The sequence below is a fragment of the Methylophilus sp. VKM B-3414 genome (genome assembly GCF_032248435.1).
Taxonomy (GTDB): Bacteria; Pseudomonadota; Gammaproteobacteria; order Burkholderiales; family Methylophilaceae; genus Methylophilus; species Methylophilus glucosoxydans.
The window spans coordinates 250,067-267,438 of sequence record NZ_JAVTLI010000001.1 but is presented as its reverse complement, the minus strand read 5'-3'; the positions used below and the strand labels follow the sequence as shown (position 1 = coordinate 267,438).

General features: G+C 49.5%; 10 protein-coding genes. 5 read left to right on the top strand and 5 right to left on the bottom strand.

Features of this window, described 5'->3' with window-relative positions:
- Positions 1-65: 65 nt before the first annotated feature.
- Both nadD and Q9292_RS01230 read left to right on the top strand, forming a co-directional pair.
- The gene (gene nadD / locus Q9292_RS01235) at positions 66-716 is read left to right on the top strand and encodes a nicotinate-nucleotide adenylyltransferase (protein WP_275356971.1); all 651 of its coding nucleotides are present in this window, start codon (positions 66-68) and stop codon (positions 714-716) included.
- Positions 717-885: 169 nt separating this feature from the next.
- The gene (locus tag Q9292_RS01230) at positions 886-1,809 is read left to right on the top strand and encodes a matrixin family metalloprotease (protein ID WP_313983773.1); all 924 of its coding nucleotides are present in this window, start codon (positions 886-888) and stop codon (positions 1,807-1,809) included.
- 9 nt (positions 1,810-1,818) lie between these two features.
- On the opposite strand, the gene Q9292_RS01225 is transcribed toward Q9292_RS01230, so the two are convergent.
- The 4 genes from Q9292_RS01225 to Q9292_RS01210 all read right to left on the bottom strand — a co-directional run bounded on the left by Q9292_RS01225 (position 1,819) and on the right by Q9292_RS01210 (position 7,130).
- Entirely contained in the window at positions 1,819-2,271 is a 453-nt protein-coding gene (locus tag Q9292_RS01225; protein ID WP_313983770.1) for a YaiI/YqxD family protein, read from the bottom strand.
- The gene (locus tag Q9292_RS01220; RefSeq protein ID WP_313983767.1) at positions 2,271-3,755 is read right to left on the bottom strand and encodes a DEAD/DEAH box helicase; all 1,485 of its coding nucleotides are present in this window, start codon (positions 3,753-3,755) and stop codon (positions 2,271-2,273) included. The genes Q9292_RS01225 and Q9292_RS01220 overlap by 1 nt, the downstream gene beginning before the upstream one ends.
- Positions 3,756-3,974: 219 nt before the next feature.
- The gene (gene rlmF, locus Q9292_RS01215; RefSeq protein ID WP_313983764.1) at positions 3,975-4,895 is read right to left on the bottom strand and encodes a 23S rRNA (adenine(1618)-N(6))-methyltransferase RlmF; all 921 of its coding nucleotides are present in this window, start codon (positions 4,893-4,895) and stop codon (positions 3,975-3,977) included.
- A 36-nt stretch (positions 4,896-4,931) separates the two neighbouring features.
- Positions 4,932-7,130 (bottom strand): OsmC domain/YcaO domain-containing protein, encoded by a 2,199-nt coding sequence (locus tag Q9292_RS01210; RefSeq protein WP_313983761.1) that lies wholly within the window; start codon positions 7,128-7,130, stop codon positions 4,932-4,934.
- A 337-nt stretch (positions 7,131-7,467) separates the two neighbouring features.
- Here Q9292_RS01210 and Q9292_RS01205 point away from each other — a divergent pair, with 337 nt between their 5' ends.
- The 3 genes from Q9292_RS01205 to Q9292_RS01195 all read left to right on the top strand — a co-directional run bounded on the left by Q9292_RS01205 (position 7,468) and on the right by Q9292_RS01195 (position 15,432).
- The gene (locus Q9292_RS01205) at positions 7,468-8,175 is read left to right on the top strand and encodes a hypothetical protein (protein WP_313983758.1); all 708 of its coding nucleotides are present in this window, start codon (positions 7,468-7,470) and stop codon (positions 8,173-8,175) included.
- 358 nt (positions 8,176-8,533) lie between these two features.
- The gene (locus tag Q9292_RS01200; RefSeq protein ID WP_313983755.1) at positions 8,534-11,119 is read left to right on the top strand and encodes an EAL domain-containing protein; all 2,586 of its coding nucleotides are present in this window, start codon (positions 8,534-8,536) and stop codon (positions 11,117-11,119) included.
- 242 nt (positions 11,120-11,361) lie between these two features.
- A complete protein-coding gene (locus Q9292_RS01195; protein WP_313983753.1) occupies positions 11,362-15,432 on the top strand; it encodes a hypothetical protein in 4,071 nt (1,356 codons plus the stop codon).
- A gap of 25 nt (positions 15,433-15,457) precedes the next feature.
- Here the strand turns inward: Q9292_RS01195 and Q9292_RS01190 are convergent, their stop codons facing one another.
- Positions 15,458-17,362, bottom strand: coding sequence for a M48 family metallopeptidase (locus tag Q9292_RS01190; protein WP_313983750.1), 1,905 nt, complete (start codon positions 17,360-17,362; stop codon positions 15,458-15,460).
- Positions 17,363-17,372 lie beyond the last annotated feature (10 nt).

The following is a 17,372-nucleotide window of genomic DNA, read 5'->3' as shown; positions in this document are numbered from 1 at the left end:
CACGCTGGCAGGCGTTTGGCTTGTGCAATGCTAGATGCGCAACGCCATAATCTACCCAAAGAGTCATGAAGATGGAATGCATAGGCATTTTCGGCGGCACCTTTAACCCCATTCACAACGGGCATCTGGCGCTCGCGCAGACCGTGCTTGACACGCTGCACTGTACGCAAATCCGCTTTGTGCCTGCCGCCTTGCCTCCGCACAAGACTGCCCCGGCGGTTACGGCGCAACACCGTGCTGCCATGGTCAAGCTTGCCATTCAGGCGCATCCGCAATACGTGCTCGACAGCTGTGAACTGGATCGCCAGGGCCCCTCTTACACCATAGAGACGTTACACCTGCTCCGCCAGCGTTTCCCCGAGCAATCCCTCTGCCTGCTCATTGGCCAGGATAGCTACCAGCAATTGCCGACCTGGCACCGCTGGCAGGAGCTGCTGGAGTATTGCCATCTGTTGGTTGTGCACCGTGCAGACTTGGCATCCAGGCTTGTGTTACATGCAGAACACACGGAAAAGTTCGTGGCTATCGAGGCCTTTGCCAGCCAGTGTGCAGCCGCTACGCATGGCTTCATCGGCTATTTGCCCGAGAGCCCGCCGGCGATTTCCTCGACCGGCATCCGTGCAGCACTGGCGCATCCAGGCCAGAATTTGACAGACCAGTTGCCTGCGTCTGTGCTCCAGTATATCCAGCAGCACCATCTATATCAGTCGGCTTAAGCCTCTTGCAGTCCCCATCGGGTGGCATGCTGTCGCATTTTGCCCTAAACGCAGGATGCATCATGGCTATTTTTAGCCCAGACACGGCAGTATGCTCAACAGCAGACATAAAATCGCTATACTGCGATTAAAACAACTCTAAATTACTTATCAAGAGGATACGTCTGCGATGAAATTGTTAACCTGGTCTCTCACTGCCCTGCTCGTGGCGTCCCCGTCCGCATTTGCCAATATTGATATCCAATTTGACTTTAGTTACGATACCAGCGGCTTCTTTAACAGCACCAACATTCAAACCCTCAATGCGGCTGCCTCGGTGTTTGAAACCCGTATTACCGACTCACTAAGCGCCATTAATTCAGGCGGCCTCAACAACTTCCAGGGTCTGATTCTTGACCCCTCGGATATTAATCAGACGCAAACGCTCTCCAATCTGAGTGTGGCGGCAAATGTGATCAAAATATATGTGGGTAGCGATAACCTTGGTGGCTTCACCATTGGCGCAGGCGGGTCCGGCGGCTATTCATGTAGTGGGCTAGGCAGTTTTTGCGCCAACGCCGTCGACCGTGGCCAGACTAACACCACGGGTAACAGTGCCACCGACTTTGCCACCTGGGGTGGCATGATCAGCTTCAACAGTTCAACCTCATGGTATTTTGGCCAGGATCAGGCAGGTTTGACCAATACCCAATTTGATTTTTACACGGTGGCCGTACACGAAATTGCCCACGTGCTTGGCTTTGGCCTGGCCCCCTCCTTTGAAGCACAGGTCAACGGCAGCAATTTTAACAGTAGCGAAACCGGGACCGTCGCCCTCAGCAATGACCTGGCTCACTGGGCGCCCGGCACCATGAGCACGGTTGGCGGAACACTGCAGGAGACGGTGATGGACCCAGACATTACCCCGGGCACACGCAAATATTTTACCGATCTGGATTATGCAGGCATGGCAGCTATCGGTTGGTCGGTCGTAACACCGGTGCCTGAATCCAGCATTAGCCTGAATCTGTTGGCGGGCGGCCTGTTGCTTGGCCTGCTATACAGACGCAACCTTGGCAGCAGACGTCAAACGGTAATCAACGCATACGCTTAGCAAGGCTAGTTAAGCCATGCGTTTGCGCGCCAAAAACTGATCCAGTTGCCGCGCGAACGCATGACGGTCAGACGCCTGCATGGCATTGGGGCCCTGCGTTTCCACCCCGCTGGCGCGTAGTGATTCCATAAAGTCGCGCATAGCCAGTCGCTCGCGGATATTCTCTGCCGAATAAAACTCCCCGCGTGGATTCAACGCATGCGCTTGCTTTTCAATCACCTGCGCGGCAAGCGGGATATCTGCCGTAATCACCAAATCGCCCGCTTCCAGCATCGCCACGATCTCGTTATCTGCCACATCAAAGCCCTTGGAAACTTGCAAGGCGCGCAAATAGGCTGAGGGTGGCACATAGAGCACTTTGTTGGCGACAAAGGTAGTCATGACCTGACTACGCTCCGCCGCCCGAAACAGGATGTCCTTGATCACGCCCGGGCAGGCATCGGCATCCACCCAAATCCGCATTAACCTGCTTTCGGCACCGGTCTGGCGCTAAATAACGCGCCGCCTTGTGGTTTGTGACCTCCAGGCTGACGCGCGGATTTTTGCTGGCCAGCTGGATGTCCAGACGCATTCGCCGGTTTTTTCTGGCCAGCGTGTTGTCCAGCGTTGCGCGGGTTGCTTGGGGCAGCGTTGGCTTGGCCTGGTTTAGGCTGATGTTGTCTGGGTTGGCCTGGTTTCTGACTACGCGATGCGTCACGGGGCGCCTGCGCTGATTTAGGCGCTGGCCGTTGACCGCGAGGCTGAGTCCGTGATGGCCGATCCGGCTCTTCACTGCTTTTTTCGGGGGCGACAAAGCCCTCTACAGGCAGCTTGGGGATCTCACGCTTAATCAGCTTCTCAATGTCTTTCAACAATTTGAGTTCTTCCCTATCCACCAGCGACACCGCCGCCCCAGTGGCACCAGCACGGCCAGTCCGGCCGATGCGATGCACATAGTCTTCGGGCACGTTAGGCAGCTCAAAATTCACCACTTGCGGCAGCTGGTCAATATCCAGGCCACGTGCGGCAATATCGGTCGCCACCAGCGCGGTGATTCCCCCCGCTTTAAACTCGGCCAGCGCCGCCGTGCGGGCATTCTGACTCTTGTTGCCATGAATCGCCATGGCCGGGATACCGTCTTTTACCAGCTTCTCCGCCAGCCGGTTCGCGCCATGTTTGGTACGCGTAAACACCAGCACTTGCTCCCACTGATGTTGCTTGATCAAAAAGCTCACCATCTCACGCTTGTGCGACTGCGGCACCATATGCACGCTTTGCTCAATCAGCGCGTTTGAGGTGTTCCGCCGCGCCACTTCCACCAGGTCCGGGTTATTCAGCAGATTATCTGCCAGCTGTTTGATTTCATCGGAAAACGTCGCCGAGAACAGCAGGTTTTGCCGCTGCTTGGGCAGCAAGGCCAGCACTTTTTTAATGTCGTGAATAAAGCCCATATCCAGCATGCGATCGGCTTCATCCAGCACCAGAATTTCAATGCCAGACAAATCCAGCGCCTTCTGGTTGGTGAGGTCGAGCAAGCGGCCCGGCGTCGCCACCATGATATCGAGTGGTTTTTTCAGGCGGCTGATTTGCGGGTTAATGCCCACCCCGCCAAACACCACCATGCTTTTCAGCGGCAGATATTTACCGTAAGTGGTCACTGACTCGCCGATCTGCGCCGCCAGCTCGCGCGTTGGCGACAGAATCAGGCAACGCGGCTTGCCTGCGGCAGTTTGTTTTAACGGGGTTTCAGACAAGCGATGCAAAATCGGCAAGGTAAAGCCAGCGGTTTTGCCTGTCCCGGTTTGCGCACCGGCCAGTAAATCGCCACCGCGCAATACATAAGGAATCGCCTGCGCCTGAATCGGCGTCGGTGAGGTATAGCCGGCATCGGCAATCGCGCGCAACACAGGCGCGCACAAATTCAAATCAGCAAACGTCGTGTTTGCAGGGGTATTTTCTTGTGACAAGGTTATTCAACTTTAATAGTGTGCATCGCCCATCACAAACGACAGACATGCAACAAATTATTGGGCGTTGGTCTGTTGCCGCAGCAACACCAATCTGGACAAACGAGGATTATATCGATGATTTATGACAAGGCCGCTGTGAGGATTGGTAGTTCACAGGGTAGCTACATTATACCCGCTATTTACGCAAACACTGTATTTAAAAATGTCTGCATCCAATCAAGCCACGGATGACGGACTTTTTTGCGTGGTGATCGTCTGAAACGTCCACGCCACAAAGCGGCTTTGCTTCTGGCCTTGCGCCATCTCCACCGTTTTTACCGTCAGTGCCCGCGCTTTTTTGAGTTCACGCATCACCAGCGGCAGGTTGCTGGCTTTGGAGACCAGCGTGGTAAACCATACGCACTGTTGGGCAAAATACCTGCTCTCATGAATCATGGTGGTCAAAAAGGCCGCCTCGCCGCCTTCGTATACCAATTCATTGGCTTGCCCGCCAAAATTCAGTGCCTGCGGCGGCCGCTTGCCCAGCCCGCGCCATTTACGCTGTGTGCCCGCCTGTGCCTCAGCCGCCGAGGCATGAAAAGGCGGGTTACACATGGTCAGCGTCCATTGCTCGCCCGGCAAGATCACACCTTTAAAAATCGCCGCCACATTTGGCTGCTGACGCACACTGATCTTTGGCTGCAAGCCATTGGCCTCAATCAATTGCTGCGCATTGCGCAATGCCTTGGCGTCAATATCCACGCCCAGGCATTGCCAGCCATAACTCTGCGCCGCAATCAGGGGATAGACCAGATTCGCACCGGTGCCAATATCCAGCAAACGCACAGCCTGATCAATACCCTGCCCGATCAACAAATCCGCCAGGTAATGCACATAATCGGCCCGGCCAGGAATAGGCGGACATAAGTAATGCTTGGGAATATCCCACACCGCCACGCCATAATACTGCTTGAGCAAAGCCTGGTTTAAGGTTTTTACCGCCTGCGGATGAGCAAAGTCTATCGAGTCATCGCCATACGCATTCGGGCGCACATAGGGTGCCAGGGCCGGGTGCGCCTGCACCAGCAGCGCAAAGTCATAGCCCTCGCGGTGCAGATTGCGTGGATGCAATGCAGATGAAGAACTGACGGGCTTCATGCCTAAGTCATCGCCAATGGCACTTGGTCAGCGCGCCTAAGCGGCCGCAGCCTTGGCGCGCGCGGCATGCAATTTACGGTAGCTATCCAGCAGTCTATGGTGTCTGTCCAGCCCTTCCAGCTGCAGATTGGTCGGGGTCAGGCCATAAAAACGTACACTGCCATCCACAGCACCCAGCACCGCGTCCATACGCGCATCGCCAAACATGCGGCGGAAATTCACCTCATAATCAGCCAGCTGCAGCTCGTCATCAAGCGTCACTTCGAGCACGGCATTCAGGGCCTGGTAAAACAAACCGCGTTCCAGGGTGTTGTCGTTGTACTGCAAAAACGCCCCCACCAGATCCTGCGCCTCCTCAAACTGCTGCAAAGCCAGGTTGATGAGTAGCTTAAGCTCCAGCACCGTGAGCTGGCCCCATACCGTGTTCTCGTCAAACTGGATGCCGATCAAGGTCGCAATATCGCTGTAGTCATCCAGCTCGTTATTCTCCAGCCGCTCCAGCAAGGCCTGCAGGCGGTCATCGTCCAGTTGATGCAGGTTCAGGATATCTTCGCGGAACAACAACGCTTTATTGGTGTTATCCCACACCAGGTCTTCCACCGGATACACCTCGGAATAATCAGGCACCAAGATGCGGCATGCCGTCGCGCCCAGCTGGTCATACACCGCCACATACGCTTCTTTACCCATCTCGGCCAAAATGCCGAATAAGGTCGCGGCTTCTTCAGCGTTGGCATGGTCGCCATTACCTGAAAAGTCCCATTCGACAAACTCGTAGTCCGATTTGGCACTAAAAAAGCGCCACGACACCACACCGCTAGAGTCAATAAAATGCTCAACAAAGTTATTCGGCTCAGTCACCGCTTCGCTGACAAAGGTCGGCTGCGGCAAGTCGTTGAGGCCTTCAAAACTGCGGCCTTGCAGCAACTCGGTCAGGCTGCGCTCGAGCGCGACTTCCAGCTTCGGGTGCGCGCCAAACGAGGCAAACACGCCGCCGGTGCGCGGGTTCATCAGCGTCACGCACATCACCGGATATTGTCCGCCTAACGACGCATCTTTCACCAGCACCGGAAAACCCTGCGCCTCCAGTCCCTCAATGCCCGCCACAATGCCGGGATACTTGGCCAGCACCGCTGGCGGCACATCCGGCAACGCCATTTCACTTTCAATAATCTCGCGCTTCACGGCCCGCTCAAAAATCTCGGACAAGCATTGCACCTGCGCCTCGGCCAGCGTATTGCCTGCACTCATGCCATTGCTGGCGTACAGGTTTTCTATCAGGTTAGACGGAAAATACACCACCTCGCCATCTGACTGCCGCACAAACGGCAGCGCGCAAATGCCACGCTCACGATTGCCAGAGTTGGTATCAATCAAATGTGAGCCACGCAACTCGCCATCCGGGTTGTAAATGTCCCGCGTGTAATCATCCAGAATCTCTTTTGGCAACGCATCTTTACGCCCAGGCTTAAACCAGCGCTCGTTCGGGTAATGCACAAAGTCTGCATTGTCAATGTCTTCGCCCCAGTAAGACCCGGCATAAAAATGGTTGTTACTCAGCCGCTCGATATACTCACCCAGCGCCGAGGCCAGCGCACTTTCTTTGGTCGCGCCTTTGCCGTTGGTAAAGCACATGGGCGAATGCGCATCACGGATATGCAGCGACCACACGTTAGGCACAATATTGCGCCAGGAAGCGATCTCGATCTTGATCCCCAGGCTCGCCAGCAAGCCCGTCATATTGGCAATGGTTTGCTCCAGCGGTAAATCCTTGCCAGCGATATACGTCTGCGTCTCCGCCGCCGGGCTCACCGTCAGCAAGGCCTGCGCATCGGCATCCAGGCTGGCCACTTCTTCAATAACAAACTCAGGGCCGGTTTGCACCACTTTTTTCACCGTGCAGCGGTCAATCGAGCGCAAAATGCCAATGCGGTCTTTTTCAGAGATATCCGCAGGCAACTCAATCTGTATCTTGAAAATCTGCTTGTAGCGGTCTTCCGGGTCGACAATATTGTTGTGCGACAAGCGGATGTTTTCGGTTGGAATATTGCGGGTGCTGCAATACAGCTTCACAAAATACGCCGCACACAGCGCCGATGAAGCCAAAAAGTAATCAAACGGCCCCGGCGCCGAGCCATCGCCCTTGTAGCGGATAGGCTGGTCGGCAATCACCGTGAAGTCATCAAACTTGGCTTCAAGGCGCAGCTTATCGAGAAAATTGACTTTAACTTCCATGGGGGGCTTCCAAATGCGGCAAAATGCTAAGGGCGTTATTATCCCTCACAACGACTTTACCACCTAAGGATAAATGGCAAGCTGCTGATTAATTGAGCTTTTTAAAATGGATGACACATGAGCAATGTAGCTATTGCTCTAAAGACTGATCCCCCTCAAGCGCAAGCCTGACCACTGCTGATGCCCTAGTCAGATAATGGCTCCAGAGCAACCAATATCGATAAAACCGTAATACTTGCCAGTGCGCAAAGTGCGACTGTGAGACGCCCAAAGGGGCTATAGCGGGGGCATTCCTGAAGGGTTAAAGTTATTGAACATTAATTAACAGGGAAAAGAAATGAAATTGGCAAACTTAAAAAAAATTAGCAGACGCCTTTCAGGTGCTGTAATGATCGCCGCCGCGATGTTCGCAGCCTCCAGCCAAGCCAATGCAGCAATCACTCAAGCAGACTGGAAAGTTGCAGGCGATGGCGCGATCACGCGTGACACATCAAGCAATCTGGAGTGGCTGGATGTCTCAGTGAGTATTAATCAGTCATTTAATTATGTTTCTACACAATTTGGTGCAGGCGGGCTTTATAGTGGGTTTCGTTATGCAACCGGCGATGAAGTGGCCACATTATTTACAAACGCCGGTCTTAATTTTACTTACTCAAGCTCATCTTCAGATGCAACCAAGGTTAATAGTTTGATTTCGCTCGTAGGTGCAACCAGTAATACCAACGAATTCTTTAGAAGCAGTTTATGGACAAGGGGCATTGCGATTCAAACACCTTTTGACTACAACCCAGGGACTGGCAACTATCAAACGACAGAGGCAAGAATCTACACTGAAGTGCAAAGCTTTGGGCCATCATTTACAATGTATACAGCTGCAACAAGCGTTATTCGTGGCGCATGGCCTATTCAGACTGCGCAGAGTGATGTAGGTAGCTGGTTAGTGCGCAATGCCGCTGTATCGCCAGTCCCAGCGCCTGCCGCTGCCTGGATGTTTGCCGCAGGTTTGCCATTGATCGGGGCATTTGTACGCCGTCGTAAAGCATAGTTTAAGCAAGATAGTTATTAAGGGGCGCAATTCGCGCCCCTTTTTCATATGGCGTTTCATCCATCCCAAAAACATCAAACGAGCGGATATCGTTAAATAAGCGCCATCACACTCTGACCTGTAATTATTTCAGAAATGGCAATTTGGCTAATATATCAGTGGTGTTCGGCTTTTATTGACAATGAATTGATACTGAGCACATCGTTTTTTCATTTAAACACTGAGTCCAGATGCTTGAAGCAAGTGTGCAGACCCGTAAAACGGTCAGCACTCGCGTCTCGTAAAATGAAGTCAAAAACAATTAAGTTTGTGTGATATTCTTCAAAGAATAAAACGACATTCTTCAGGGGTTACCACCATGGCTGCTGATGACAGAAAATTCATCATGCTGACAGATTATCTGCATGAACCTGTCATCCATTATGATCGTGATTGCAAACGTACCTATATCAATCCAGCCGCAATCAAACTGATTGGCGAACCGGCTAAAGACCTTCAAGGCAAAACTCCCAGCTCGCTCAGACCCTCCTCCGTCGCTTTACAACACTACCAAGAAAAAATCCGTGGCGTCATAGAAACCGGCACAGATACGGAGTTTGATTTTTTTCTAGACCGGCTGCCTGATGGTCCGAATGTCCACACCAAGGTGCTCAGAATTCATGCCGTCCCCGAGTTGGATAGTGATAACAACGTGGTGGGCGCCCTTGCGATTGCGCATGACATCACGGCACTCAAGTTAAGTGAAAAACGTTTACGCGCACTCATTGAAAACCATCCCGACCATATTACCCGCTTTGACCAGCATGCCAGATACAGCTACGTCAGCCCCTCTCTCACAGCATTGTTTGGCATAGAGGAATCCACGCTGCTGGGTAAGACCCTGCTTGAATCTGACCAGATTGCCACGCCAGCAGAACGCAAAAAAATTCACCACGCGATTTTGCAAACCCTAGAGCAAGAAACAGCTTGTACCATTGAGAGCCACTGGCCGCATGACCGCGTCATAGAGCTTCGTCTTGTTCAGGAAAAAGATGCCATCGGCGAGGTCTCGGGGGTGCTTTGCATCTTGCGTGATATCACCCAGCAAAAGCAGTCCGAAAAAGCAATGCTGACACTCAATCGTTCACTGCGTTTGTTGAGTAGCTGTAACCAGATGCTCATTCATGCAGAAAACGAACAACACCTGCTCAACGATATTTGCCAGTTGGTGATTGACTCTGGGGGCTATCCACTGGCCTGGGTGGGTTATCCCAACTATGGCACCTACCAACCCCTGCGCATTGCCGCAATGGCCGGTCAAAAGCTGACGAAGACGATTGCGCTTGAGCAGCAAACCCCGGAAATCAGCCTGGCCGTGAAAGCCTTTCAATCCGAGCGTGTAGAGATTATTCAGGACTACCCCAATGCAGCCCGATTGAGTAATTTGGGCGACCTCGCCAGCCAGGAAGGCCTGCTTTCATGCATCGCCTTGCCACTCAAAGTGGCAAAACAGACCATAGGCGTGATCACGATCTACGCCTCCCGCACCTATGCGTTTTCTGATGAAGAGGTCACCCTGCTCGATGAACTCGCCAATGACCTGGCGTTTGGCATTCAATCCCTGCGTATCCGTGCCGAACATCGGGACGCAGAAACAAAACTGGAATATCTGGCGCACCATGACCCACTGACCGGCCTCCCTAACCGCCTGTTACTGCGCAAGCGTTTTGAACAGTTTATCCATCAAGCCAACAAGCGCGAATACGGCCTCGCCATGCTGTTTCTTGATATGGACAACTTCAAAGAGATCAACGACAGCTTTGGTCATGCCGTAGGCGATGCGCTGCTAAAAGAGGTGGTCAGGCGCCTCGAACGTATGCTGTCAGAGGCTTGCATGCTTAGCCGCGAGGGTGGTGACGAATTTGTGCTGCTGATCAACAACGCCCACGCGTCCGATATCGTGACCCAAACCGCACAACAGATTCTCAACGCCATGCAAGAACCGTTTGAGGTCAGCGGCAACACACTGCATGCGTCTTTCAGTATCGGCATCAGCCTCTATCCAAACGATGGCAAAGACTTTGAAACCCTGCGCAAAAACGCAGATGCCGCCTTATACCTGGCAAAAGATTGCGGCCGCAATACCTACCGCTTTTTTGTCACGCAGATGAATGCCGACGCGCAAAAGCGCATGCGTATTCAAACAGACCTGCACACAGCACTTAAAAATAATGAGTTTTTACTGCACTACCAGCCACAAATACGCCTATCTGATGGTCGCATCAGTGGGATTGAAGCCTTAATCCGCTGGCAAAACGCAGATGGGCAGATGCTCCCGCCAAGCGAGTTCATTCCCATCGCAGAACAAAGCGGGCTGATTATCCAGATGGGTCAGTGGGTGCTGCGGGAAGCCTGCCGGCAACTGGCCGCATGGCACCAGCAAGGGCAAACCCAGCTGGTGGTGGCGGTCAACTTATCCTCGCACCAGTTCCGGCATGGCAATATTGTAGAAACCATCAGCTCTGCACTGCATGACTTCGGGCTGCCCCCGCAATGCCTGGAGCTCGAACTGACTGAATCTATCCTGATCCAAGACACAGAATCCGTCATCAGCACCCTGCACACGCTAAAACACATCGGGGTCAAACTAGCCATTGATGACTTTGGCACCGGCTATTCCAGCCTGTCTTATCTTAAACGCCTGTCCGTCGACAAACTCAAGATTGATAAATCCTTCATCCGTGACCTTCACAAAGACCAGGACAGTGCAGAAATTGTCCGTGCGATCATCCAACTTGGGCACATTTTGCAACTGACTGTGATTGCAGAAGGGGTAGAGACTGAGCAGCAACTGGCTTTTCTCACCGACAGTCATTGCGACGAAATACAGGGATATCTCTTTAGCCGCCCGGTCGCCGCAGAAAACATACCAGAGATACTTGCTCGAATAGGCATGACGGCCTAATCCAGAATCTTATAGCTCAGTTTTGACCAAGCTAAGGGGCACAACTTTTCCGCAAATGGTAGGCTGCTGATTAACTGAGCTTTTTAAAATGCGTTACGCTGAGAGATATATTGTAGTGTCAGAGTAAAAATGACGTATGACACACTTTTACTCTGACCTCAAATATCCAAAACAATCAATAGAATAACCAGTGATAGTAAGATTAGGGCACATAAACAATACCTCAATTAGCTGGCATCGAGATGGACAACACAGAAAACGTATACTTAGAACGAACATTCACTGTACTGAAAAATGAGAGAGGTACGAATCAGGATGAATTGGTCACAAGCTTAAGTGCGCTTGATGATGAACATGCTATTGTAGTTTTAGGTGAGCCTGGCGCAGGTAAATCAGAGTGTTTTAATCAAGAATACAAGAAAATAAAAAATGGATTTTTAATTAGTGCCAGAGACTTCATCACTCTAAAAACAAAACCAGAATGGTCTGAATATACAATTTTCATAGATGGGCTAGATGAAAAAAGAGCATCAAACGAAGATGGGAATAATGCATTAGATGCTATTAGAACCAAATTAGATGAACTAGGCTCTCCAAAATTCAGATTATCTTGTAGAGCCGCAGATTGGTATGGGGACATCGACCGAGAAGCTCTAAAAATGGTTTCTGGCAGTAAGAGTGTAAAGGTATTACTAATAAACCCTTTAACCGAAGATGACCAACTAAAGTATGTTTCAAACAAAATCGGTGAAGAACACGCTCAGTCGTTTTTGGAAAAGTCTAAGAATTTGGGGTTGAGTGAATGGCTTACTAACCCTCAAACATTAAATTTGCTATTGGATGCTGTTGGTAAAGATGGGAGTAGCTGGCCAGCAACGAGACAAGAAACGTTCGATTTAGCAATTAGGAAGATGGTTGCTGAAGAGAATAAACAGCATCGAAAATCCCAGCAATCAAAAAACTTTTCAACTGATTCATTAACAAAATGCGCAGGGTTGATCTGCGCGACGCTATTGCTATCGGATATAGCTTATGTAGCAATTGATGAAGGTGCTGTTGGAGAAAGTGAGGTTTGCATCAATGACCTATGCAATTCTGAATTAAGCTTGGAAATGTTCCTTGCTGTCATTCGAAGTAGATTATTTGTTCAAGTTAGAGAAGAAGTATTTTCTCCAGTACATAGAAGTGTTTCGGAATATCTTGCCGGTAGATTCATAGCCGGGCAAATGAATGATTCAGGGCTCCCTTTAGACAGAGTCTTATCTCTAATAGTAGGAGTAAAAGGTAGTGTAGTTACTGGCCTCAGAGGCTTATACGCATGGCTTGCAGTATTCGTGGGCTCGTCTAGGCAACAACTAATCCAACGAGATCCGTTGGGCTTAATCTTATACGGAGATGTTCAATATTATCCCGTAGTAGACAAAGAGTTACTACTCCTAGCTTTAAAGAACTCAGTAGATAAAAAAAAGTGGTTGGATTACCACTATTCAGATAACCACAAGTTTGCTGCCTTAGTCACCGGGGGAATGACGGAAGTAATCAATAATATATTTTCTAAAAAGAATCCCGACAACTCGTGGCAACACGTAATGGTATCTATAGTGGATGGGTTGCGTCATTCAAATGGCGCAGGATCGCACTTAGAAGACCTGATTAGGATTATACGAGATGAGAAGTATATTTCTGTCCTTAGGCGATATGCTTTGTACACCATCACCAAACTAAAGACAGAGCAAGTTTTGCATAAACTCAAAGATCTTCTTCAGGAAATCCAAACTGGAAAAATGGTTGATGAAGACGACGAACTATCTGGTGAATTGTTAACAGCACTTTTTCCAGGCGCGGTAGATGAACACAAGATTTTTGATTATCTGCATACACCAAAAAAGAGTCACTTCATAGGTTCCTTTCATATGTTTTGGGCATATGGCTTGTTAACCGCCCCCGGAATAAGGCTCCCGATTCTTTTAGAAGAGTTACAAAAAAGAAAATTAGACTTCACTGCATTAGAAGATTCCCTAAACTTTGGTTCCGTCATAACCAAACTGGTAGCTTTAGCGGTCGAAAAACACGGAAGTGAAATAACAATCGACAAGTTATATTATTGGCTAGGGTTCAGTAAAGATGAGGGTGCCATCAGCTATACATTGGAAAAAGAAAATCATGCAAAAATTAGGAAATGGTTTACGGATAATCCACACAAATGCTTTGAGCTAACAACTTATTCCATTGAAAGTATCATCGATCATGGGAAGAGTGTTTGGCCCCAACTGATGAATGTTAAAAGAAATTTAGCAGATATGCCTGAACCAGATGGATTTGGAGAGTGGTGCTTATCCAATGCTGCTATTACAACAAACGCATCTCACGCTGAGGCATATTTTGAATCAGCGATTCTCAGCTTTGCAAGCCAAAGCAAACAGAGACCATTTGATTTGGATAAATTTACTTCTCTTGCAGAATGGGTAGACCAAAATCCTGGGTTTTCAATTTTATTTAACCGTCATTTATCTTCTGAAGTTGAGGAATGGAGGTTGGATTCTGCCAAACGCTCTTTAGAGAGAAAAATAGAGAAATTAAAAACTAAAAATGAATGGCTAGAATACATAAACACGCATTGGCCAGGTGCCGATAATCCACAGGCTCCAATTCACTTACTTTATAACCTAGCTCGTGTGCATACTCGGCAAGTGTTATTTGACAGAGATGCTGAGAGTGATCAATTAAGATACTTATTTGATGAGGATGATGAAAGAATTCAAACACTTTTAGAAATGATTTCTCAACTTCCGTATAGATCAGATTTGCCAACAATTAAAGAGTCTGCAGCAATAAGCGCGGATGGAAAAGCAAACCTTTTCTATGTGCCTTGCATCGTAGGCCTCAAGATGAATCCAATTGAAGTCATTTTGCAATTGCCGGATGAAGTGTTGAGTAAGTTGATAGCAATAAAAGTATCCTCCTCATCCGAAAAAGATGAAGTGTTTGACCGAATCAAGCAGGAAAAACCTGAACTCTATGGAAATGTTTTAGCTGAGGTCATTGAGCCATACCTGAAGAAAGATGGTTTTAATAAGTATTTCCTAGGTAATCTCGCATATAACGAGGAGGATGAAGCAATTGCGAAAGTAGCGACTCCTTTACTTCTAAAGTCATTTCCAAAATCGATCAAACCCTCTCGCATAGAAGACCTAAAATATCTTTTAATTTCAGCATTGAAGTATTTGAATCATGACTCGATTGAGCCTTTGGTATTTGAAAGGCTGACAATGAAATTAAATATCATGCAAAGAGTTTATTGGTTATGTGCGGGTGCTCTAATCAATCCCAATAGATACTTATCTCAATTAATTGATTTTGTGGCAGATGAGAAATCGCGCATCCACTCTGCTTATGATTTTTTCAGTGAGCGTGATAGAGATTTAACAATCTCTAAACTTATTACTGAGTCAGTGCTTGCTTGGCTAGTCGAAAAAAATGCCAAACATAATCCTCCCTTTGATCGTTTTGAAAGTACGACTGCGAGTTCAACTCGCAGAGTGATGCGGTCTGATGTTATAAGAGGTTGGATCAACAAATTGGGATCTATGACCACATTGGTAGCAGAGCAACACTTTATTGATCTAATCAACAATCCTGGATTGAGAAAATGGCTGCACACGTTACAGGTTGCTGCAGAAGCTCAAAAGGTCCTACGGAATGATTTCGAGCACAAAGTGCCAAAACCTCAAGATGTTATTAAAACGTTAAACAACTTAGAGCCAGCTAACGTTCATGACTTATTTGCAATTACGGTTAGCCATCTAAAGGATTTAAGAGAAAAAATCAGGTCTAGTGCGACCAATGATTACAAACAATTTTGGAGCTTTGACGAGAGAAACAAAAGACTGACTGCATCTAAACCTGAAAATGATTGCAGAGACGCCTTACTGTCCGATTTGAATGTTAGATTGGATAGACTGCACATAGAGGCTATCAAAGAAGGTTACTACGCAGATGAAAAGCGTGCGGACATTCGTGTTTCATATATGGCCAGATTTAATATACCTATTGAAATCAAAAAGGATAAGCATAAAGAGTTATGGTCCGCAGGTGAAAGTCAGCTAGTAAAAAAATACATGCGTGAAGCTCAGACTGGTGGGTTTGGAGTCTATGTAGTGCTCTGGTTTGGAGGAGAGGGAATGCCAATCAATCCACATTACTCAATTAGCTCAGCACAAGAGCTTGAAACTGCACTCAAAGAAAGTCTGAAATTCGGCATCGATGGCACTGTTGACGTTATTGTATTTGATTGCTCTTTAAGAGAGGGTTAATTTTACAGATGCTATGCGAAGCAACCTACCGCTTCTCATAAACCGGCTCCACTCCCAGCTTTTTGATCCTTTTCTTAAATGACTTAAACGCGCCAGACTTGAGCGACACAATAAACAAATGGATGGGAAACTCTTTGCTCACCAAGCGCTCGATGACTTTTTTCGAGGGGTCGGTGAGTGAAAAGGTGGGCATTTCAAAAGCGAGCAAATAGTCGCCCTTGGTGTTGTCGGCATCTAACACGCGCTTGAGTAAATAGACTCTTTTAATGTCCTTAGCGTCACTGGCGATGACGGCCCGGATTTGTTGCACGGTGGCGTCATCGAGGTCGTGTTGTGCCAGCGTGGCGGCGGGGGTTAAGGTGGAGAGCTCCTGGTGGATGGCTTGCAACTTGTTGGCGCGGGCTTGGTAGCGTTGCAGGTACTCATCGGCACGGGCCGGGTTTTTGGCGGCGTAGTAGTGATAGGCTTGCTCGCAGGCGGCGAGGATGGCGGATTCGTCTTGCGCCATCACGTACTCTAAATCTTCAATGCCGCTTTCATCGTCGTCGAGGAGTTTGTACACCCCTGCTCTATAGCGGCCTTGCAAATGCTCAGGGTGTTGCTGCACAAAGGCCTCAATGGCGGCGCGTTGCGGTTGGTCTGGCGTCAGGTCTTCTTTAATGGCGATGACTTGCCATTGCTCGTCGGCACTCAGCGTTTCTTTGGCGAGCAGTTCATTCAAGGTGGCGGTTTGTGCCTGAATATCCTGATGGCGTGCGCTCCAGTTTTGCTCGATGCTCGACTGCCATTCTTGATCGAGCTTGTGGGTGAAGTGTGGCAGCTCGGCCCCTAGCCAGGCATTGGCAGCAGAAGTGCTATGGTCTGCGCGTGGCAGGGTTTTCAGGGTCTCAAGCTCCACACCAATCGCTTTCAGGCGATCTTTGATGGCGGGATGCGTGTCGAGATGGTTGGTCTCGTAGGTGTAGGCGAGGTCTATGTAACGATGCAGGGTGTCTGGTTCTAGCGTTTTGTTAACGATGGATTGCCAAACGGCGCTTTTGTCTTGCATGGGCGTGGGCTCAGTAGCGACGCGTTGCTGGATTTGCGCATGCAGGCATTCTTTTTCGAGCTGGTAGAGCACGTGCACGCGCAACAAGGCGCTGGCGGTGTTTTCTACCCCGGCAATTTTGACCGAGACATGGTCGGCCTGATACTCATTTTTGCGCGCCAACACAAAGCTGTAGGCGTTGAAATAAGGCGCATACCAGCCAAACATTTTGGCCACATAGCGCGAACCCCAGTCACGCCAGCCACTGGCCATGTCGTGCAGGCGCGCCCAGGTGGAGCGCAAGCGGTAAATAAAGCCGGACCAACGGCTATGATCGCCAGACAGGTGCCCATACTCATGCGCGATGACCGCCATTGCCTCGCCTTCGGTGAGGCCTTGCAACAGCGGCAGGCCCAGCATTAGGTAATTGGTTTCCCAGCCAAACAGGCCAAAGCGCGGATATTGAATAATCGCCGCATTGATATCATGAGTGAGCAACACATGGCTGATTTTGGGGCCTACGAGCGCGGTTTCGAGTGACTTGATTTTTTGCCACAGCGCAGGCGCTTGGGCGGGCATGAGCTCGGTGCCCACTGGCTTATCAAAGCGGCTGAACAAGACTTTGAAGGAAGCTTTAAGCATCAAGAAAGCGGGCAAGATCATTAAAATCAGCAATTTGCCCAGCTTAAGCAAGATGAGTAGCACTGCACCACCAGCAACAAAGGTCAGCGCGACCAAGCCGATGAGTAAGGCCAACGGGATCAAGGCCATCAAGATGGCAAATCCCAGAATCAAAAAGCCTAGCAGGCTCACGAGGATGACGCGGACAAAATAGGTACTGTAATTTTGCTCGGCCAGCCTTTCGGAGCGCGTAATCAGGTTCTCTAAAGATGTTTCACGCATGCGCTACCTA